This window comes from Pseudomonas sp. GW821-FHT07F05, assembly GCF_059418765.1.
The window spans coordinates 79286-99368 of sequence record NZ_JBWKQL010000008.1; the positions used below are offsets into that span (position 1 = coordinate 79286).

Annotated in this window: 17 protein-coding genes; 10 read left to right on the forward strand and 7 right to left on the reverse strand. The window is 62.5% G+C overall.

The genetic code is table 11. The annotated features are described in order from the left end of the window. The first annotated feature begins 3 nt into the window (after positions 1-3). From prmA to AC07RO_RS17325, 8 genes are all read left to right on the forward strand, one after another. Positions 4-882 carry a 50S ribosomal protein L11 methyltransferase gene (gene prmA, locus AC07RO_RS17290; protein ID WP_192173436.1) on the forward strand — a complete coding sequence of 293 codons (879 nt, stop codon included), beginning with the start codon at positions 4-6 and terminating at the stop codon, positions 880-882. Between the two features lie 55 nt (positions 883-937). After that, on the forward strand, positions 938-2314 hold the full coding sequence (locus AC07RO_RS17295) for a DUF3426 domain-containing protein (RefSeq protein WP_495086655.1): 1377 nt from the start codon (positions 938-940) through the stop codon (positions 2312-2314). Positions 2315-2591: 277 nt separating this feature from the next. Further along, positions 2592-3605 (forward strand): tRNA dihydrouridine synthase DusB, encoded by a 1014-nt coding sequence (gene dusB, locus AC07RO_RS17300; RefSeq protein ID WP_495086656.1) that lies wholly within the window; start codon positions 2592-2594, stop codon positions 3603-3605. Beyond that, entirely contained in the window at positions 3602-3922 is a 321-nt protein-coding gene (gene fis, locus AC07RO_RS17305; RefSeq protein ID WP_007907419.1) for a DNA-binding transcriptional regulator Fis, read from the forward strand. Before dusB ends, fis begins: the two co-directional genes overlap by 4 nt. Positions 3923-4000: 78 nt before the next feature. Further along, positions 4001-5608, forward strand: a complete 1608-nt coding sequence (purH, locus tag AC07RO_RS17310; RefSeq protein WP_495086657.1) for a bifunctional phosphoribosylaminoimidazolecarboxamide formyltransferase/IMP cyclohydrolase — start codon at positions 4001-4003, stop codon at positions 5606-5608. A gap of 183 nt (positions 5609-5791) precedes the next feature. Next, positions 5792-7087, forward strand: coding sequence for a phosphoribosylamine--glycine ligase (purD, locus tag AC07RO_RS17315; protein WP_192173439.1), 1296 nt, complete (start codon positions 5792-5794; stop codon positions 7085-7087). Positions 7088-7180: 93 nt separating this feature from the next. After that, on the forward strand, positions 7181-9976 hold the full coding sequence (locus AC07RO_RS17320; RefSeq protein ID WP_495086658.1) for a hybrid sensor histidine kinase/response regulator: 2796 nt from the start codon (positions 7181-7183) through the stop codon (positions 9974-9976). Between the two features lie 67 nt (positions 9977-10043). Further along, positions 10044-10640: a MarC family protein gene (locus AC07RO_RS17325; RefSeq protein ID WP_192173441.1), complete on the forward strand. Its 597-nt coding sequence runs from the start codon at positions 10044-10046 to the stop codon at positions 10638-10640. Positions 10641-10647: 7 nt separating this feature from the next. Here AC07RO_RS17325 and AC07RO_RS17330 read toward each other — a convergent pair whose 3' ends face one another. From AC07RO_RS17330 to cobG, 7 genes are all read right to left on the reverse strand, one after another. Further along, positions 10648-11286, reverse strand: a complete 639-nt coding sequence (locus AC07RO_RS17330; protein WP_282370784.1) for a hypothetical protein — start codon at positions 11284-11286, stop codon at positions 10648-10650. After that, positions 11283-11987 carry a hypothetical protein gene (locus AC07RO_RS17335; RefSeq protein WP_495086659.1) on the reverse strand — a complete coding sequence of 235 codons (705 nt, stop codon included), beginning with the start codon at positions 11985-11987 and terminating at the stop codon, positions 11283-11285. The genes AC07RO_RS17330 and AC07RO_RS17335 overlap by 4 nt, the downstream gene beginning before the upstream one ends. Positions 11988-12032: 45 nt before the next feature. After that, positions 12033-12824: a hypothetical protein gene (locus tag AC07RO_RS17340; RefSeq protein WP_423570805.1), complete on the reverse strand. Its 792-nt coding sequence runs from the start codon at positions 12822-12824 to the stop codon at positions 12033-12035. A 339-nt stretch (positions 12825-13163) separates the two neighbouring features. Beyond that, positions 13164-14873, reverse strand: coding sequence for a precorrin-3B C(17)-methyltransferase (gene cobJ / locus AC07RO_RS17345; RefSeq protein WP_495086660.1), 1710 nt, complete (start codon positions 14871-14873; stop codon positions 13164-13166). Continuing rightward, entirely contained in the window at positions 14873-15607 is a 735-nt protein-coding gene (locus AC07RO_RS17350; protein ID WP_495086661.1) for a precorrin-2 C(20)-methyltransferase, read from the reverse strand. Before AC07RO_RS17350 ends, cobJ begins: the two co-directional genes overlap by 1 nt. Next, a complete protein-coding gene (locus AC07RO_RS17355; protein WP_108119017.1) occupies positions 15604-16230 on the reverse strand; it encodes a precorrin-8X methylmutase in 627 nt (208 codons plus the stop codon). Before AC07RO_RS17355 ends, AC07RO_RS17350 begins: the two co-directional genes overlap by 4 nt. After that, on the reverse strand, positions 16223-17575 hold the full coding sequence (cobG, locus tag AC07RO_RS17360) for a precorrin-3B synthase (RefSeq protein WP_495086662.1): 1353 nt from the start codon (positions 17573-17575) through the stop codon (positions 16223-16225). The genes AC07RO_RS17355 and cobG overlap by 8 nt, the downstream gene beginning before the upstream one ends. A gap of 208 nt (positions 17576-17783) precedes the next feature. Here cobG and cbiE point away from each other — a divergent pair, with 208 nt between their 5' ends. Both cbiE and AC07RO_RS17370 read left to right on the forward strand, forming a co-directional pair. Further along, the gene (gene cbiE / locus AC07RO_RS17365) at positions 17784-18986 is read left to right on the forward strand and encodes a precorrin-6y C5,15-methyltransferase (decarboxylating) subunit CbiE (protein ID WP_495086663.1); all 1203 of its coding nucleotides are present in this window, start codon (positions 17784-17786) and stop codon (positions 18984-18986) included. Then, positions 18986-20083, forward strand: a complete 1098-nt coding sequence (locus AC07RO_RS17370; RefSeq protein ID WP_423570812.1) for a cobalt-precorrin-5B (C(1))-methyltransferase — start codon at positions 18986-18988, stop codon at positions 20081-20083. Before cbiE ends, AC07RO_RS17370 begins: the two co-directional genes overlap by 1 nt.

The window sequence follows — 20083 nt, forward strand, 5'->3', positions numbered from 1 at the left end:
GCCATGCCTTGGCTGCAAGTCCGTCTCGCCATTAGCCCAGAACAAGCCGAAACCTACGAAGACGCGCTGCTCGAAGTCGGCGCCGTATCGGTGACGTTCATGGACGCTGAAGACCAGCCGATCTTCGAGCCAGAGCTGAACACCACGCCGCTGTGGTCGCACACGCACCTGCTGGCGCTGTTCGAAGCCGACACCGATGCCGATCACGTGCTCGCTCACCTGAGATTGCTCACCGACGCCGAGCTGCCGGAACACACCCATGAAGTGATCGAAGATCAGGATTGGGAACGCAGCTGGATGGACAACTTCAACCCGATGCGCTTCGGCCAGCGGTTGTGGATCGTGCCGAGCTGGCACGCCGCGCCGGAACCCGACGCAGTCAATCTGTTGCTCGACCCGGGCCTGGCGTTCGGCACGGGCACCCACCCGACCACTGCGCTGTGCCTTGAGTGGCTCGATGGTCAGGACCTCGCCGGCTGCAACGTGCTGGATTTCGGCTGCGGTTCCGGCATTCTCGCCATCGCCGCGTTGCTGTTGGGCGCCGAACAGGCGGTCGGCACCGACATCGACGTCCAGGCCCTCGAAGCCTCGCGCGACAATGCCGGCCGCAACAACGTCCCGGCCGAGAAATTTCCGTTGTACTTGCCTGAAGACCTGCCCCAGGTGCAGGCCGACGTGTTGGTCGCCAATATCCTCGCCGGCCCGCTGGTTTCTCTGGCGCCGCAGTTGGCGAGCCTGGTCAAGCCCGGCGGCCGTCTGGCGCTGTCCGGCATCCTTGCCGAGCAAGGCGATGAAGTCGCTGCCGCCTACGCCGACACCTTCGAGCTGGACCCGATTGCCAACCGCGAAGGCTGGGTACGGATCACCGGTCGTCGCCGCTGACAGCCAGTTGCCCTAAGATCCAACCATCAGGCGCTCTTTAACCCCGGATACCCGCATGACCGACAGCTTCGTCACTCAGTGCCCGCATTGCCAGACCAGTTTCCGCGTCAGTCACGCTCAGTTGAGTGTGGCCAGAGGCATGGTGCGCTGTGGCTCATGCCTGCAGGTGTTCAACGCCGCAAAGCAGCTGCTGGAACAACGCGGCGGGACACCCCCGGAAGCGCCGCTGACTTCAGTGCCAAATACCGAATCCGTTGAGAAAAAACCGGAAATTCTCGCGACGCAGTCACTCGTTGTCACCCAACCAGCGCCACTGCCGGTCAAGCGTGAAGAGCGTGAAGTCGATCTGGACAGCCTGGACCTGGACGATCTCGACGTGGAACTGGCCCGTCTCGAACAGCGCGAGATTCAACTGCCCGAGTCCTTCGGTCGTGTCAGCAAGGCGCTCGATCACGACGAAGTCGAGTCCTTCAGCGCAAGGCGCGACGAGCCTGACGTCGCGCAGGAGTCGTGGGCCCACGGCATGAGTCACGACGATGTCGACCGGCTCCCCGAACTGCGCGCCGAAGTCGTTGAGGAACGCGAAGAGCATACCGACCACACGATAGACGAAGGCCCGCTGGACGAGCCGATCAACTCGCAGGACCGTCATCGCACCGAGCCGTCATTCTCGCTGACCCCGGACGACCTGGACGACGAATCGGCTCGCCCCCACTCGCTCCAGCCTCAAGGCGAACCCGATGATCAGCCGTCGGAACGCTTCTCCGCCCTCGACACCCATGACGATCAGGATCGCCTCAGCGCCCGTCACGATGATGAAGACGACGAGGCCCCGCTCGCTGCTGCCGGCGGCAAGCGCGGCGGGCGCAATGAACCGGGTCTGCGGGACAGGGCGCTGCTCGATCTGACGGATGATCCGCTGCAGTTGTCCTGGCAAAAACCCAAAGCGCGCTGGGGTCGGCGTCTGCTGTGGATGCTGTTGATCCTGATTGCGTTGGGCGCGCTGGCCGGGCAATACGTTGCCTACCACTTCGAAGAACTCGCGCGGCAGGATCAGTACCGCCCCCTCTTCCAGGACCTGTGCCCGACACTCGGCTGCAAGGTCCCGTCCAAGGTCGATATCAAACTGCTCAAGAGCAGCAACCTTGTCGTGCGCAGCCACCCCGAATTCCAGGGTGCGCTGGTGGTTGACGCGATCATCTACAACCGCGCGTCCTTTTCCCAGCCGTTCCCGCTGCTCGAACTACGCTTTGCCGATGCGACCGGTCAGTTGATCGCCAGTCGTCGATTCAAACCGGGCGAGTACCTGAGCGGCGAGCTGGCGGGCAAGGACGAGATGCCGCCGCAGACGCCGATTCATATCGCACTGGACATTCTCGACCCGGGCCCCAAGGCGGCGAACTACAGCCTGAGCTTCCGTTCGCCGGAGTAAAACACCGCCCGTTGCGGGTTTGTCCGCACCGAAATGCAGCACCCTGCGCGGGACGGGATGCCCGAAATCCGACGACACTTTTATGACAATACCGGCCTAAACCTAACCGTTCGCGATAAGAACGGAGCTGTTCAGATTTTATCCAATTCAGCCTTTATCCAGTCATCGAGAGCGGGTATCATGCCCACCCTTTTTCATACTCTGGGTCCCGTCTGAATTGGCGCTGAAGCACTTTTCGGACCAGACCTCGTGATTCGGCCCCACAAAAGGTCACCCTATGTCGGCGGTACGCATCGGCCCTTACACATTGCAAAACGGCTTGATTCTCGCCCCGATGGCGGGTGTCACCGACCAGCCCTTCCGACAACTCTGTCGCCAGCTCGGCGCAGGCCTGGTGGTCTCGGAAATGGTCACCAGCGACATGAGCCTCTGGAACAGCCGCAAGTCGCGGTTGCGCATGATTCACGAAGGCGATCCCGAGCCACGCTCGGTACAGATCGCTGGCGGGGACCCGCAGATGCTTGCGGATGCAGCACGCGCCAACGTCGAACTCGGCGCGCAGATCATCGACATCAACATGGGTTGCCCGGCAAAAAAGGTCTGCAACAAGGCCGCTGGCTCGGCGCTGTTGAAAGATGAACAGTTAGTGACCGAAATCCTGCACGCGGTGGTCGAGGCAGTCGAGGTACCGGTCACGCTGAAGATTCGCACCGGCTGGGACCGGGCGAACAAGAACGGTCTGACCGTCGCCAGAATCGCCGAGCAAGCCGGCATTCAGGCACTGGCGGTACACGGGAGAACCCGTGCCGATCTCTACACCGGTGAAGCCGAGTACGACACCATCGCCGCCATCAAGCAGGCGGTGTCCATCCCGGTGTTTGCCAACGGCGACATCGATTCACCGGAAAAGGCCCGCTACGTCCTCGACGCTACCGGCGCTGACGGGCTGTTGATTGGCCGGGCCGCCCAGGGGCGCCCATGGATTTTTCGCGAGATAGAACACTACCTGCAGACCGGGGAAAAACTTCCGGGCCTGCCCGTCGGTGAAGTGGAACGCATTCTGCTAGAGCATCTGGCTGCGCTTCACACGTTCTATGGCGACGTGATGGGCGTGCGAATCGCCCGCAAACACGTCGGCTGGTACCTCGCAACGTTGCCGGGCGCCCGGGAGTTTCGCGCCCTTTTCAACCGTTTGGACGATACAGAAGCACAGTGCGCCAACGTTCGGGAGTTCTTTTCCCAGCGCGATAAATCCCGCCCGGCAGGGAACGAAGAAGAGGTGGCCGCATGACGATGATGACTGAGACTTTAGTGAGTGGAACAACACCCGTGAGCGACAACGTCAATTTGAAACAACACCTCAATACGCCGAGCGAAGAGGGTCAGACCCTGCGCGGAAGCGTCGAGAAGGCGTTGCACAACTACTTCGCTCATCTGGAAGGTGCGGCCGTCACTGATGTCTACAACCTGGTGCTCTCGGAAGTCGAGGCGCCGTTGCTCGAGTGCGTGATGAACTACGTGAAGGGCAACCAGACCAAGGCCTCCGAGCTGCTGGGGCTGAACCGCGGCACCCTGCGCAAGAAACTCAAGCAGTACGACCTGCTGTAAGCATCCGAAAAACAAGCGACCTCACTTCAATGCGGTCGTTTTTTTTGCAAAATTCTTTTGCTTTTGATGGAAGTTGAGATGACCGACCAGACGACCCGCCTGCCGATCCGCCGCGCCTTGATCAGCGTATCCGACAAGACCGGCATCCTTGAATTCGCGCGTGAACTCGAAGCCCTCGGTGTCGAGATCCTCTCCACTGGCGGTACGTTCAAGCTGCTCAAGGACAACGGCGTTGCCGCAGTAGAAGTCGCTGACTACACCGGCTTCGCTGAAATGATGGACGGCCGGGTCAAGACGCTGCACCCGAAAATTCACGGCGGCATCCTCGGCCGTCGCGGCATCGACGACGCCATCATGAGCGAACACGGCATCAAGCCGATCGACCTGGTCGCCGTGAACCTCTACCCGTTCGAAGCCACGGTTTCCAAGCCGGGCTGCGACCTGCCGACGGCCATCGAGAACATCGATATCGGCGGCCCGACCATGGTTCGCTCTGCCGCTAAAAACCACAAAGACGTCGCCATCGTCGTCAACGCCAGCGATTACAAGAATGTGCTGGAAAGCCTCAAGTCCGGTGGCCTGACTTACGCGCAGCGCTTCGATCTGATGCTCAAGGCTTTCGAGCACACTGCGGCCTACGACGGCATGATCGCCAACTACCTGGGCAGCGTTGACCAGTCCGCTGAAACCCTGAGCACCGAAGGCCGCAGCGAATTCCCGCGCACCTTCAACACTCAGTTCGTCAAGGCGCAGGAAATGCGCTACGGCGAGAACCCGCACCAGAGCGCGGCGTTCTACGTTGAAGCCAAGCCCGCCGAAGTGGGCATCGCCACCGCGACCCAGCTGCAAGGCAAAGAGCTTTCCTACAACAACGTCGCCGATACCGACGCGGCGCTTGAGTGCGTGAAGAGCTTCGTCAAACCCGCGTGCGTGATCGTCAAGCACGCCAACCCGTGCGGCGTTGCAGTAAGCCCGGATGCCGAAGGCGGGATTCGTCAGGCCTACGAGCTGGCCTACGCCACCGACAGCGAATCGGCGTTCGGCGGCATCATCGCCTTCAACCGTGAACTGGATGCCGAGACGGCCAAGGCCATCGTCGAGCGTCAGTTTGTCGAAGTGATCATCGCCCCGAGCGTCAGCGCCGAAGCCCAGGCCATCATCGCCAGCAAAGCCAACGTGCGCCTGTTGACCAGCGGCCAGTGGGACGCCGAGCGCGCGCCGGCCTGGGATTACAAGCGCGTCAACGGTGGGCTGCTGGTGCAGAGCCGCGACATCGGCATGATCGGCGCCGACGACCTGAAAGTGGTCACCCAGCGCGCGCCGACCGAGCAGGAAGTCCACGACCTGATCTTCGCCTGGAAAGTCGCCAAGTACGTGAAGTCCAACGCCATTGTCTACGCCAAGAACCGCCAGACCATCGGCGTCGGCGCAGGCCAGATGAGCCGCGTGAACTCCGCGCGCATCGCGGCGATCAAGGCCGAACACGCCGGTTTGCAGGTGCAGGGCGCTGTCATGGCTTCCGATGCGTTCTTCCCGTTCCGCGACGGCATCGACAATGCGGCCAAGGTTGGCATCACCGCAGTGATCCAGCCAGGCGGCTCGATGCGCGACGCCGAGGTGATTGCGGCAGCGGACGAAGCAGGCATCGCGATGGTATTCACCGGCATGCGCCATTTCCGTCACTGATACGGTTTACGCTGTTGGCCTTTGTAGGACCGGCTTTAGCCGGGAAGGCGGTATGACTGACCCGACAGATGTGTCGGATGTACTGTCCTCTTCCCGGCTAAAGCCGGTCCCACAGTCTGCGTTCGGCGTTCCACACTGTTTGCCTTCGGATTTTTACGCGTTGTCGTTATTGAGGTTTTGGAAATGAATGTTTTGATCATTGGCAGCGGTGGCCGTGAACACGCTCTGGCCTGGAAGGTCGCGCAGGACGCTCGTGTCGAGAAAGTCTTCGTCGCACCGGGCAATGCGGGTACTGCCACTGAAGCCAAGTGCGAAAACGTTGCCATCGACGTATTGGCGCTCGAGCAACTCGCCGACTTCGCCGAGAAGAACGTCGCGCTGACCATCGTCGGCCCGGAAGTGCCGCTGGTGGCCGGTGTTGTCGACCTGTTCCGCGCCCGTGGCCTGAACTGCTTCGGCCCGACCAAGGGCGCCGCGCAGCTGGAAGGCTCCAAGGCCTTCACCAAGGATTTCCTGGCGCGCCACGCTATTCCCTCCGCCGATTACCAGAACTTCACCGAGATCGAACCGGCACTGGCGTACCTGCAAGAGAAAGGCGCACCGATCGTCATCAAGGCCGACGGCCTGGCAGCGGGCAAAGGCGTGATCGTCGCGATGACCCTCGCGGAAGCAGAAGACGCCGTTCGCGACATGCTGGCCGGTAATGCCTTCGGCGACGCAGGTTCGCGGGTGGTGATCGAGGAATTCCTCGATGGCGAAGAAGCCAGCTTCATCGTCATGGTCGACGGCAAGAACGTGCTGCCCATGGCCACCAGCCAGGACCACAAACGCGTCGGCGACGGCGACAGCGGCCCGAACACGGGTGGCATGGGCGCATATTCCCCGGCCCCTGTGGTCACCGCCGAGGTTCACCAGCGCGTGATGGATCAGGTCATATGGCCGACCGTCAGGGGCATGGCTGCCGAGGGCAACATTTACACCGGTTTCCTCTATGCTGGTTTGATGATCGACAAGGCCGGCAATCCGAAAGTCATCGAGTTCAACTGCCGCTTTGGTGATCCGGAAACCCAGCCGGTCATGCTGCGTCTGCAGTCGAGCCTGGTATCGCTGGTCGAAGCCGCTCTGGCGCAAACGCTGGATACAGTGGATGCTCAGTGGGACCCGCGTCCGAGTCTGGGAATCGTATTGGCAGCCGGCGGTTACCCGGCCGATTACGCCAAGGGCGACGAGATTCACGGGCTGGACGCTGCGGCCGCGTTGCAGGGCAAAGTGTTCCACGCTGGCACCGCGTTGCAGGATGGCCGTATCGTGACCTCCGGCGGTCGCGTACTGTGCGCGACGGCCCTGGGCGACACCGTTGGCGATGCGCAGAAACAAGCGTACGAACTGGCGGCAAAGATTGACTGGAACGGTTGTTTCTACCGCAAGGACATTGGCTACCGCGCCATTGCCCGGGAACGCGGCGAAGATCTGGCGTGAGCCTCGGCCCGATCAGCGACTCCTCGTGGAGTCGCTGATCGTTCATCCGGTGCCCCAGAGTTAAACAGGCTTCATTCACGAAGGGATTTCGCCGTGCGCTGGCTCAGGATTGCCACTCGTTTGACCGTCACATTGCTGACCCTGCTCTGTATATCCTCCGCCGCCGCCGAGGTCAGTGCAGGCTGGTCAACCCTTGTCGACGACCAGGCGAACCTGAACCTCAGCGACGTCCGCTCCCCCCACTACGAATCCCAGTTCAGCCCGGTCGAACTCGATCAAGTGCGCGCGACCAGCCGCGACGCCGCATTGTGGCTGCACTACCGCCTGCCCCCGACCACCCATGAGCAACTGGTGCGGATCTTCGCGCCCGACCTGGCGACGGTCGACATGTACGTGCTCGACGGCGACAGCCTGATCGATCATTCGCGCTCCGGTAACCGGGTGCCGCGCGGAGCCCAACCCCTGCCGTCACTGGACTTCCTGCTGCCGGTGCCCCAGAGCGACAAGCCCCTCGACCTGTATTTGCGCCTCAAATCCGAACAGGAACTGCGCCCGAACATCACTCTGCAGTCCGCCGTCACCAGTGCCGCAGACGAGCGCCGCCCCCTGCTGCTCGGCCTGTTCTTCGGTTCGCTGGCCATGCTGATCGTGCAGAACCTCACGCGCTTCGCCCAGTCCCGCTCGGTCAGTAGCTTGTGGCTGGCAGCGTGCGAGGCGTTTCTGGGGCTGAGCGCCTTACTGCTGCTCAACCTTCAGGCGCCATGGCTGCCGCGCTGGCATCTGGCGCAGACGCCGAGCGCTCACCTGGCTCTGCTGCTCGCCGCCGCGACAGGCCTGATGTACACGTACTGTTTCTTCATTCAGCGCGGGGTCGAGATGCTCAACCGGCTGCTGATGGGCGTGCTGCTGGTGGTCGGCTTTGGCGCTCTGCTGGTGCTGTTCGTTGAAACGCTGCCTCTGAACATCATGACGTTCCTGCTGGTGGCATTGACCACGGTCAGCATCACCCTGGTGTCGATCTACCACCTGCAGAAGGGTTACTCCCCTGCCCGACCGTTTGTGATCGCCATGATCGCGTTCAATCTCGGCAACCTCGTGGTGCTGCCGGCCATGCTCTGGCTGACAAGCTTTCCCGCGCAGACGCTGATCATCGGGGTATTGGCGGTGTTCTGCCTGTGCGGCCTGCTGATGAGCATCGCCCTCAGCGAGCGGCATCGCAGCATCACCGAAGACAATTTCAGCATCAGCCGCGAACTGGCCGCCAGCACGGCAGAAATCAACGCCAAGGCCGAGTTTCTGGCGAAGATCAGTCACGAGATTCGCACCCCCATGAACGGCGTGCTGGGGATGACCGAGTTGCTGCTGGGCACGCCGCTGTCGGTCAAACAGCGCGATTACGTGCAGACCATTCACAGCGCCGGCAACGAACTGCTCACCCTGATCAACGAAATCCTCGACATCACCAAACTGGAGTCAGGGCAGATCGAGCTGGATGACGTGCAGTTCGACCTCAACGCGATGATCGAGGACTGCCTGAGTATCTTCCGCGCCAAGGCCGAGCAGCAAAGTGTCGAGCTGATCAGCTTCATTCAGCCCCAGGTGCCGCGCGTCATCAGCGGTGACCCGACACGCCTGCGGCAGACGCTGCTCAGTCTGCTGGAGAACGCCTTAAAGAAGACCGACGAGGGCGAGATCCTGTTGGTCGTCGCCCTCGACTCCCGCGGCGGCAAGCCACGGCTGCGCATCGCGGTGCAGGACAGCGGCACGCCGCTGACGGCCAAGGAACGGGACGCACTGCTGCACGCCGAGCTGCATAGCAAGAACTTCCTGGCTGCCAGCAAGGTCGGCGGTCACCTGGGGCTGGTCATTGCCCGACAGCTGATCCTGTTGATGAACGGTGAGTTCGGCATCCAGAGCGGCACCAATCAGGGCAGCACGCTGTGGCTGAGTCTGCCCCTTGATGCAGAACGACTGGAGCAGCCGCCCGCTGATCTGGACAGCCCGCTCAAAGGCGCGCGGGTTCTGGTCGTCGATGACAACGACACCTGCCGCAAGGTACTGGTCCAGCAGTGCAGCGCGTGGGGGCTGAACGTCAGCGCCGTGCCATCGGGCAAGGAAGCACTGGCGCTGCTGCGCACCAAGGCTCACCTGCGCGACTACTTCGATATCGTCTTGCTCGATCAGAACATGCCCGGCATGACCGGCATGCAACTGGCCGCCAAGATCAAGGAAGACCCGAGCCTGAACCACGACATTCTGTTGATCATGCTCACGGGTATCAGCAACGCGCCGAGCAAGGTCATCGCGCGCAATGCCGGGGTCAAACGCATCCTCGCCAAACCGGTTGCCGGGTACACGTTGAAGACCACGCTGGCGGACGAGCTCAATCAGCGCAACAAAGGTAACGCGCCCTTCCCTGCGGTGCCGGGGCTGATCAGCGACATCGATGTGCCCAGCGATTTCCGCATTCTGGTCGCCGAGGACAACAGCATTTCCACCAAGGTCATTCGCGGCATGCTCGGCAAGCTCAACCTGCAGCCGGACACCGCCAGCAATGGCGAAGAGGCGCTGCTGGCGATGAAGACCCGGCGCTATGACCTGGTGCTGATGGATTGCGAAATGCCGATCCTTGACGGGTTCTCGGCCACACAGCAGTTCCGCGCCTGGGAAACCGGCAACCAGCGCATTCGCACCCCTGTGGTGGCGTTGACCGCGCACATCCTTGCGGAGCACAAGGATCGCGCGCGCCAGTCCGGGATGGACGGCCACATGTCCAAACCGGTGGAGCTGTCGCAGTTACGCGAGCTGGTCGAATACTGGGTGGAACAGCGTGCCCGGGATGAGGCGACGCGCGCCACCCGTGGCGAAGACCGCTACGAGCAAAACTGACCGCCAAGTGTCCGTGACGGGCTGATAGACTTGGCGCCGTCCCAGTCTGCTGCCATGAGCTCAAACCATGCTTCACGTGCTGTTCAGCGTTTACCTGAAGATGCTGGTGCTCTATAGCCCGTTCTTCGTCCTGTCCTGTTTCATTTCCCTGAGCCGCGGTTATTCGCGCAAGGAACGCCGGCAGCTGGCCTGGAAGATCGCCTTGGCGACCCTGGTGTCCAGCGTCTTGCTGTACCTGTTCGGGCGGGTGATTTTCGGGGTCTTCGGCATCACCGCCGACGCCTTCAGAATTGGCGCCGGCAGCGTGCTGTTCATCTCAGCCCTGGCCATGGCCCAGGGTAAATCCGGCGTGCAGACCGACAACGTTCAGCAGGACGTCGCCATCGTGCCGCTGACCATCCCCATCACCGTCGGCCCCGGCACCATTGGCGCACTGCTGGTCATGGGGATCAGCCAGCCCCATTGGGATGACAAACTCACTGCCATCGTCAGCATCGCGCTGGCCAGCCTGACGGTGGGCGTGATCCTTTATCTGTCCAACAGCATCGAGCGAATTCTGGGGGATCAGGGGCTACAGATTGTCAGCCGCCTCATGGGCTTGTTTGTGTGCGCACTCGCGGCCCAGATCATCTTCACGGGCATCAAGGGCTACCTGCTGACCTGAGGCGCGCTCAGAGCGCAAATGTCTGAATGGCCCTCGACCCATGGGCGTCCAGCTCCCTGGCGACGGCATCGCGATGCGTCGCATAATCTCGACGATCAAAACGGTAGGCCCCTCCCGTGATACGCAACATCAGCTCACTGCGTGAGTCAGACCAGAAGTCGAAATCCCGCGTCTCGACGTGACCTGTCATCTGGATGCCGCACAGCAGCACCATCACAGCGCCTGTCGTATCCACTGCGCACGGAATGACCTGAAAACCCGCGATGACGCTGTTCCCGTTGATGCTTTCAAAAAAGTGCTCCGCGTAGTGGTGAATCTGCATGGCCTGAAGCGACGCCTGCGCCTGTCGCGCCAACCGAGCGGACCCGCGTGATTCGATAACACGGAAGCTGATTTCCTCAAGCTCCGACGCGCTCCGGATCACCATGGGTTCATGCATGATCGGACTCAACTTGACGAAACTTCGTTGCTCCAGTGCCTTGCCATACCGGTACGCCCAGTAGGTGAAATGCTCATCCCGACTGACCTGACCGGCCACGCGCTCGGCTCGCAGCAAGCAGTCAAACAGATCCTCGCGGTCCTGCTTATTGATGCCGGTGGACAGCGACACCAGACCGTTACCGACCACCGCACCTGTGGCGCTCATGCTTCAGCTCCTTCCAGCGCAGACACCAGATGGGGTCGACGATCCTCCAGCGCCTGGCTGATCTTTTGCCGAAACGGCGAGTAGACCAAATCCATCAGGCGAAGAGAGTAGAACCGTAACTCAACATTGCCGATGATATCGCCGGGCAGCAGAGGCTCGAAAAGAAAGTCATTTTTCAGCGGCAAGCGGTGAGTAAAGGTGACAAGGACAACCGAGAGCGCTGCGCTTTCATCCAGGAAAGCGATTTGCATCGCCACTTTCTGCTCGATGCGGATCTCCCCCGGAATCGCCGTCGTCATCGGTTCAAGCACCTGCGCGGCCAGCAGGTCGAAGGCTGGCTGAGCGGGATGGCTGGATAGAGCGCGCCAGGCGGCGGATTCACCCTCGAATACCATATCGCTGGGCATGAAGAGCGGTAGTCTGATTTTCATCCATGCCCACACAGAGCCGGGACCAAGCTCCGGAGCTGGGCAGCTGATTGCCTCATGGGCTTTCAGCACCCCGCCAAAGCGCGTGAAGGCCGCGAGCCAGGTCTCGTTCCACGCAGGCGTTGCGGCAAACCGTTCGTGTTTTTTTGTGGCCGCCAGTTGCGTGTACAACACGCAGTCAGCGATATCGCTCTTTTGGGTTTCAGTGCAGTCACGGTGCATGAACAATAAGCACCCTGCGCTGATCCGGGTTTCAATCATTCCCTGATGCATGGCACATCTCCAGAGAAAAGGAGGCGCATGGCGCCTCCCTTTTGTTCAGATCTCGAATTCCGAGATGGCCAAAGAAGCGCTCTTGCTCAATTGGTCCTGAACCTGGTTGCGGACCCGCGCATAGGCGCGGGTGTTGAACACCAGCATATCCTCGCCGCGGAAAGTCGAAACGTCTGCGCTGTTCCATGTCCAGAAGAGCACGTCGGTGACGGTCGAGTTGGCGGAGAAGTTGACCGCGCCCAGCGCCATCGTGACGGTTCCTTCAGCAGACTCCGCACATGCGCCGACCCGGAAGTTTGCACCCCGATGGGTCTTGGTCTGACGTTCGAACAAATGCAGCGGTTTTTCCTGAGCCCTAAGTGCCGCGATGGCATCGCCAGCCACTTTGAGCATTGCGGCACTGGCGGGTCCGGGCAGAGCCGCAGCAGCAATGGCGGAGCCCAGGATTTCAAGCCCCGCTTGTTCCATGCTGAAACGCTGGTGGGTGGAGCGATAACGAGCGTAATTCCAGTTGGTTGAAAACCAGCCCTGGGTTGACAACACTCGGTTAAAACGTCCGTACCACTCCTGACTCTGAGTTTCTGGATTGAACGCTTTGTTAGCCACCATCGTCGCGAACAGGAAGGAATCCATAACGTCTTGCTTGTTCTGTCGCGAAACACCTTCTGCAAAGGCGAGGAGATTGCTGCCGACAACAGCGCCCTGAGGTGGATTGTCCAGGGCCGGCACATCCATCTTTGAAACGTGGTCAATCAGCGAGTGAGAACAGTCGGCCAGTTGGCAACCGGCGATATAGGCGCGGCGTTCAGAGTCGGTCAGGCTTGCTTCATGTGTCATTTCGTTATTCCTTTAACTGGTGGGAATGTCCGTCGTGGACACAACCGAGGTTAACGGAATTTTCTGGGGTCGCAACGCAGTGGCAAAGAGCCCCTCGCGCTGTGTGTGCGCAGCATGTCCTACAGCAAAGCGTTGAATTCAGGGAAACATGAAGCCCCTGAACCTCAAGAAATACGGATGCTCTCGAGGTTGGGGCTCAGTCAGCGCGGAACCAGACGACGTAACCCGGAGCCGGCCCAACGGGATTTCCGCAGGCGTCTGCAGCGGTTTCGTCATGGCGTTGCCGTCAGGCCTGCGCGAGTTATCGGACCAATCCCACAGAGCAAACCGAACCGTCGCTCACGTCGGCTTGGCACCGTACCAGCGCGGCGTGTAGACCCACGACTCACCATTGGTGCGCGGGAACACGCAGGTCAACGACGACCCCACCAGCACCATCGTGCGCATGTCGACGTGCTCCGGCCTCAGCTCGCCAAGGGTGATGACCCGCAACGTCTGCGCCGGCCGACCCACATCACGCCCCAGCGTCACCGGCGTCTCAGGGCTGCGATGCTGGCGCACGACTTCAAGCGCCCGCCCCAGCTGCCAAGGGCGAGAGCGCGAGATCGGGTTGTAGAACGCCAGCGCCAGATCGGCCTGACAGGCCAGATCCAGGCGCTTCTCGATGATCTCCCATGGCTTGAGGTTGTCCGACAGGGACATGACGCAGAAGTCGTGACCTAACGGCGCACCCGCCAGCGCCGCCGTCGCCAGCGAGGCAGACACCCCCGGAAGGATGTGCAGATCAACCCGGTGCCAGTCGGGATTATCCGATTCGTGCAGCGCTTCCAGCACCGCCGCGGCCATGGCGAACACGCCGGGGTCACCCGATGAAACCACCACCACCGAACGGCCTTCAGCGGCCAGTTCGAATGCATGCCGGGCGCGCAGCATTTCTTCGCGGTTGTCGGTGCAGTGCAGCACCTGGTCGGCGCGGAACGGCCCGGCCATGCGTACATAAGTCTCGTAGCCGAGCACGTCATTGGCGCGTGCGAGCTCGGCTTTAACAGCAGGAATCATGAAGTCAGTAGCGCCCGGGCCAAGCCCGATAACCGCCAGTCGTCCTCGTGCACAGCCGATCTTTTCAACCTCCAACGGCTGCGGCGCCACGGCAATGGCGATGCCCGCCGCCGGGGTCAACGGTGGCAACAATTGCGGCAGGACCTGCCGGGTCATGTCGGCGGGCGTACCGGCGGTGGTAAAACGCAACGGTACGCCCAGTGCGTCGGCAGCCGAGTGCAGCGCCGGATTGGCCATCTCGGCTTTGCTGGCCAGTAAACAGCCCAGCGCCTGCACGGCGATGCGCGATTCATGCAGCGCGGCTTTCACGGTATCGGCGGGATCTGCCAGATCACCGCTCACCGCCACCAGCACGTTGCGCGGGTAGATCAACAGTTCGTGGTCGCTGGGCTCGCGCTCGGCGTAACCGACGTGAATAGCCAACTGCGCTTGGTCATCTTCAGGCAACTGTGCCTGAGCCAGCCACGGCGCCGCGCCCTCGACGCGCACGCTTTCCCCCGACAGCAAATCGCTGACGAAGCGCTTGCCCAGCTCAAGATCGCCCAACGCATAGCCGGCGGGAGGATTAAGCAGACAGGTGCCGAAGCGCAGTTCGCCGCTGGTGGTGATGGCGGCTGCGGTGTTCAGCGAGGCGGCGATTTCCCGGGCCATGACATTGACGCCGCCCAGTCCGCCAAGCAGCGGCACCACTGCGCTGCCATCCTCGGCGACGGCCAGCACCGGCGGCTCGACGCCCTTCTCCAGCAACACCGGCGCCAGCGTGCGGATGACGATACCCGCCGCGCACAGCGCGATGATCGGCGTGTCTTGCTGATACAGCTGGCGCAGCGTCGCGCCAAATTCCGAATAGCGGCGGTCGACGTCTTCGACACGTCCGGCCAGCCCATAAATCAGCGCTTGGGGGTACAGCTGCTGAATGCGTCGCGCCGTGGCCAGCGCGCCTTTGCCCAGAATGACGATGGCCGGGGCGTTGAGAGGGGTTGTGCTCATCAGCCCTGCCACCGTTCACCGGGGACAATGATCAGCGAGAAATACGGCGATGACATCGGGTCGACCTCGGCCAGCGGCACGATCTTCTGATTGGCCATGGTCGCGCGCTCGACGTACAGCGCGCGCTCGGCCAGCCCGGTTTCAACCAGCACCTGGCGCACTTTCGGCAGATTGCGCCCCAGTTTCATGATCACCGCAGCGTCGGCGTCCTCAAGCTTACGTTTGAGTTCCTCGGCGGACAAAACGCCGGACAGCACTGAAAGGCTCTGATTGCGGTACACCAGCGGCGCACCCAGCACCGACGCACCGCCGAGCATCGAACAGACGCCCGGGATGACTTCCGCGTCGTAGTGATCGGCCAGACGATCGTGCAGGTACATGTAGGACCCGTAGAACATCGGGTCGCCTTCGCAGATCACCGCCACGTCGCGTCCAGCGTCCAGATGCGCCGCCAGATCAGCGCTGCAGCAGTCGTAGAAATCGCTGATCACTTGCTCGTAAGACATGTGAACGGGCAACGCCTCGGTGGTCACCGGATACACCAGCGGCATCAGCGTCTGGGCCTGCTGCAAATGGCCTTCGATGATGCCGAACGCATTGCCCTTCTTGCCCTTGGCGACGAAGTACGCGACCACGGGCGATTCGCGCAGCAGGCGCAGCGCCTTGACGGTGATGAGTTCCGGATCACCCGGCCCCACGCCCAGGCCAATCAGACGACCCCGTGGTGCCATCATTCGATCTCCGTGGCGAGTGAGTTGACTGCCGCGGCGGCCATGGCGCTGCCACCACGACGACCCTGCATGATCACGTAGGGCACGCCGCGACTGTCGGCGGCGAGCATGTCCTTAGATTCAGCGGCGCCGACGAAACCTACCGGGAAGCCCAGGATCAGCGCAGGCTTGGGCGCTCCGGCATCAAGCATTTCCAGCAGATAAAACAGCGCAGTCGGCGCGTTGCCGATCACCACGACCGCTCCTTCCAGGTGCGGCCGCCACAGCTCCAGCGCCGCCGCCGAGCGGGTGTTCCCCAGCTCACGGGCCATCTCGGGCACGCGTTCGTTTTTCAGGGTGCAGATCACTTGATTGTTGGCGGGCAGGCGCGTGCGCGTGACCCCTTCGGCGACCATGTGCGCGTCACACAGAATCGGCGCCCCGGCCGCCAGCGCGCGGCGGCCGGCCGTGCCCGCACCGGGGGAGAAGCGCAGGCCCTCGACCGCATCGACCATGCCACAAGCGTGAATCACCCGAACGGCGAGTTTTTCCAGGTCGGCCGGGATGGAATCGAGCCGGGCTTCGGCACGAATGATCGCGAAGGAGTTACGGTAGATCTCCTGGCCGTCGCGGATGTAATCAATCATCGGTGTTGCTCCGTGAGTCGGCGGTCAACAACGCGCCGACTGCTTCAATAGTGAGGTCACGTGCATGCAGATCGCCGAATCCGGACACTCCTGCATGACGAAAATAAAGGTCGTACCGACCGGGCGACGCTGCCAGCAAGGTCACCGGCATCACGTGCGCAGCGGCGCATGAACGCGCGCAGCCGGACAGATGCACTGCGCGGCTGATGGCGTTTTCTTGCAGCAGTGCGGCCAGATGCAGGGCATCGGCCTTGGTGTCCGCCAGCCCTTTCGCGCAGGCAGCGGAGCCGGTGCAGGCGACGATTTTCGACAGCGACTGAGCGGCATCGACGAGCAAACCCGCTTGGCTCAAGCCTTCCATCACGGTCACCGAATGGCCTGCCGGGACATTGCGCAGCATGAGGCTTTGCCATGGGGTCATGCACAACTGACCGTCGCCGAACGCGATCGCCAGTCGGGCGGCTTCGCGCAACATGGACGGTCGCAAACGACCCAACGGCACGCCTGCGCCCACGGCCATGATGCCGGCTGTTGCCTGGGAATACGTGCCGATGTGCGCGAAAGACCGGGCAGGCGAACGCCGCCAATCGGTTACTTTTTGATTAATCACCAGTCGCTGCGGCAAACGCGCGGCGATGTGTTCGATGAGTCGCGCAACGGGCACTTCTTTCAGCAGATCGCGCATGCGGGCATGTTCGGGGCGAGCGAGATTCAGAAAGGTTTCCAGCACCGCGACCACCAATGCGTGCGCTGCGTCCGGCGCCACTGCGGCCACCGGCGAATCGGTGGCCGGGCAACCCGCGAATCCAAATCCCAGCAACGTCTGGCCATCGACCTGCAACGGGGACAGCCAGAGGTCATGGGGATGCTCGAGCATCGCCAACCCCTCGCCGCCGTCCAGCGACAGCGCGAACTTGGGCGACAGCTCATGGAAACGCGGGTGGTGCTCAAGGGAATGCAGAATCTGCCCGGCCAACGGACGCACGTCGAGCAGCTGCTGCGGATCAATGCCTGCGGTCGGGCTGAGCATCAGGTTGCGCACGTCGTCACTGGCGGGATTGCTCGGCCCCAGACCGGCATCTAGCAGGCTGGCAATCAGCCCGTCGTGGTCGGCGCCGATGCCGCGAATCTGCAGATTGCCGCGATTGGTCGCCTCGATCACGCCACTCGCGAACTCCTCGGCGGCACTTGCCACGACCATCGCCTGTTCCGCTGAAAGCACCCCGCCCGGCAGCTTGATCCGGCAGATGCCGCCATCCAGCGCCGGGACGATACGCAGCAACCCCGGGCAGGCCGAGGGGCGAATGGGCGTAGCGGATGGGCGAGCAGACAACGGCTCGGTCAAAGGATCACCTGGTGCGAACGGGCGGACGCGTAGAGAAACGAAAAGTTACAGGGGCCGTATTATGCCTGCTTTGGCCGTTGCCATGAAAAGACGCTCTGTCGGATTCACAAACCCGTACGAACCGGGCCCGTCGGCGCGGTATCATGCCGGCCACTTTTACAGGCCGAGCAGGCGGGCCTGTTGCACGCAATCGGGTTGAGGGCAATTCATGTCGCCGTGGCTGACAGTCGTGGGAATCGGTGAGGACGGCTATAAAGGCCTGGGCCGAAACGCTCGGCACGCGCTGTTGCAGGCGCGGCAGGTGTTCGGCGGCGCGCGGCAGCTTGCCTTGTTGCCGCCGTGCATACAGGCGGAGCAGCGCCAGTGGCCGAGCCCGTTTTCCCTGAGCCCGGTGCTGGAACAACACGGCGCCCCGGTCTGCGTGCTGGCCAGCGGCGATCCCATGTTGTTCGGCGTCGGCGCAAGCCTGTCCAAACTCGTCCCCTTCGATGAGATGCGGGTAATTCCCGCGCCGTCGTCTTATTCCCTGGCAGCGGCGCGCCTGGGTTGGGCGTTGCAAGACGTGGTGACGTTGTCGGTGGTCGCCCGCCCCGTCGCCGCGCTGAACGCCCACTTGCAGCATGGCCTGCGCCTGCTGGTGCTGAGCAACGACGGTTCGAGCCCGGCGGCCATCGCGGCGCAGCTCAAGGAACGCGGTTTTGGTCCGAGTCCCATGATCGTCCTCGAACACTTGGGCGGCAGCGCCGAGCGACAGATCGAGGGCACTGCGGGTGAGTGGAACGCCACCGACATCGCGGCGCTGAATCTGGTCGCCATCGAGTGCCGCACACAGCCTGATACATTGCGCCTCTCGCCGCTGGGCGGTCTGCCGGACGAAGCGTTTCGGCATGACGGCCAGTTGACCAAGCGCGACGTGCGCGCGATTACCCTGGCCCGTCTCGCCCCCGTTCCTGGTGAACTGCTGTGGGACGTGGGCGCAGGCTGCGGTTCCATCGGCATCGAGTGGATGCGCGCGCACCCGACCTGCCGCGCCATCGCTGTCGAGGCTGACGAGGGACGGCAACACTTGATCGAATTCAACCGGGATACGCTGGGCGTGCCCGGCCTGCAGCTGATTCGTGGACGTGCGCCCGATGCCCTTGAAGGCCTTGAGCAACCGGACGCCATCTTTATCGGCGGCGGCGTGACGCGCGAAGGTGTGCTGCGCGCCTGCTGGCAAAACCTGCGCTCGGGCGGTCGACTGGTGGCCAATGCCGTCACGCTGCAAAGCGAGGCGATGCTGGTGAACTGGCGGGAGCAATATGGCGGCGAACTGACCCGCATTCATCTGGCCCACGCCAAACCGCTGGGCGAGTTCGACACCTGGCGTCAGGCGCTGCCGATCACCCTGCTCGAAGCGATCAAACCCTGATGCGCGACGAAACAGCCGAACAACCCGCGCCATTGCGCAGCGGCTTGACCACCGGCAGTTGCGCCACGGCGACGTCCCTCGCTGCTGCGCGCCTGTTGCTGGCCGGCGAAACCAACGATGCGATCGAAATCACGCTGCCCAAAGGCAAGTGCGTGCAGATGCGCCTGGAATTCTGCCGCCTGATTGCGGGCGGCGCCGAGGCCGGCACGCTCAAGGATGCCGGGGACGATCCGGACGTTACCCATGGCGCGCTGGTGTCTGCTCAGGTCAGGCTGATCCCTGAGCCGGGCGTGCGTTTTGTCGCGGGCGAAGGGGTCGGCACCGTTACCCGCCCAGGCCTGGTGCTGGGGGTCGGCGAGCCGGCGATTAATCCGGTGCCGCGCAGGATGATGGCCGAACACCTCACGCAACTGGCCCATGAGGTCGGCTATGGCGGCGGGTTTGAAGTGACGGTCTGCGTCGAAAACGGCAGCGAACTGGCGTTGAAAACCATGAACCCGCGACTGGGGATTCTTGGCGGGCTGTCGATTCTGGGCACCAGCGGCATCGTCCGGCCCTTTTCCTGCGCGGCGTACATCGCGTCGATCCACCAAGGCATCGACGTTGCGCGCACCAACGGTTATCAGCACATCGCCGCCTGCACCGGCAACGCCAGCGAAGACACGATGCGTCGGGTGTATCAGATCCCCGACATCGCGCTGATTGAGATGGGCGACTTTGTTGGCGCCGTCCTCAAGCATCTGCGCAAAACTCCGGTGGAGCGGCTCAGTGTCTGCGGCGGCTTCGGCAAGATCAGCAAACTGGCGGCAGGCCACATGGACCTTCACAGCCGGCACTCCAGCATCGATCTGCATCAGCTTGCGCGATGGGCTGCCGATGTGGGCGCCGATGCCGAGCTGCAACAGAACATTCGCGAGGCCAACACCAGTCAGCAAGCGCTGGCCATGGCCTCCGCCTTCGGCATCGCGCTGGGTGATGCGGTGTGTCAGCACGCGCTGAATTTCGCCCGCAGCGTGGTGCCGGCGCAGGTTCAGGTCGAGGTTTTTGCCATCGACCGACAGGGCGGGATCGTCGGGCACGCGGGGGGCTTCGTTTGA

Bases quoted from the DNA above. Each gene is read 5' to 3' on its own strand.
- fis (WP_007907419.1), top strand. From the start codon at position 3,602: ATGACGATGATGACTGAGACTTTAGTGAGTGGAACAACACCCGTGAGC.
- AC07RO_RS17335 (WP_495086659.1), bottom strand. From the start codon at position 11,987: ATGCATCAGGGAATGATTGAAACCCGGATCAGCGCAGGGTGCTTATTG.
- prmA (WP_192173436.1), top strand. From the start codon at position 4: ATGCCTTGGCTGCAAGTCCGTCTCGCCATTAGCCCAGAACAAGCCGAA.
- cbiE (WP_495086663.1), top strand. From the start codon at position 17,784: ATGTCGCCGTGGCTGACAGTCGTGGGAATCGGTGAGGACGGCTATAAA.
- AC07RO_RS17370 (WP_423570812.1), top strand. From the start codon at position 18,986: ATGCGCGACGAAACAGCCGAACAACCCGCGCCATTGCGCAGCGGCTTG.
- AC07RO_RS17330 (WP_282370784.1), bottom strand. From the start codon at position 11,286: ATGAGCGCCACAGGTGCGGTGGTCGGTAACGGTCTGGTGTCGCTGTCC.
- AC07RO_RS17325 (WP_192173441.1), top strand. From the start codon at position 10,044: ATGCTTCACGTGCTGTTCAGCGTTTACCTGAAGATGCTGGTGCTCTAT.
- purH (WP_495086657.1), top strand. From the start codon at position 4,001: ATGACCGACCAGACGACCCGCCTGCCGATCCGCCGCGCCTTGATCAGC.
- AC07RO_RS17295 (WP_495086655.1), top strand. From the start codon at position 938: ATGACCGACAGCTTCGTCACTCAGTGCCCGCATTGCCAGACCAGTTTC.
- dusB (WP_495086656.1), top strand. From the start codon at position 2,592: ATGTCGGCGGTACGCATCGGCCCTTACACATTGCAAAACGGCTTGATT.
- AC07RO_RS17340 (WP_423570805.1), bottom strand. From the start codon at position 12,824: ATGACACATGAAGCAAGCCTGACCGACTCTGAACGCCGCGCCTATATC.
- AC07RO_RS17350 (WP_495086661.1), bottom strand. From the start codon at position 15,607: ATGATGGCACCACGGGGTCGTCTGATTGGCCTGGGCGTGGGGCCGGGT.
- purD (WP_192173439.1), top strand. From the start codon at position 5,792: ATGAATGTTTTGATCATTGGCAGCGGTGGCCGTGAACACGCTCTGGCC.
- cobJ (WP_495086660.1), bottom strand. From the start codon at position 14,873: ATGAGCACAACCCCTCTCAACGCCCCGGCCATCGTCATTCTGGGCAAA.
- AC07RO_RS17355 (WP_108119017.1), bottom strand. From the start codon at position 16,230: ATGATTGATTACATCCGCGACGGCCAGGAGATCTACCGTAACTCCTTC.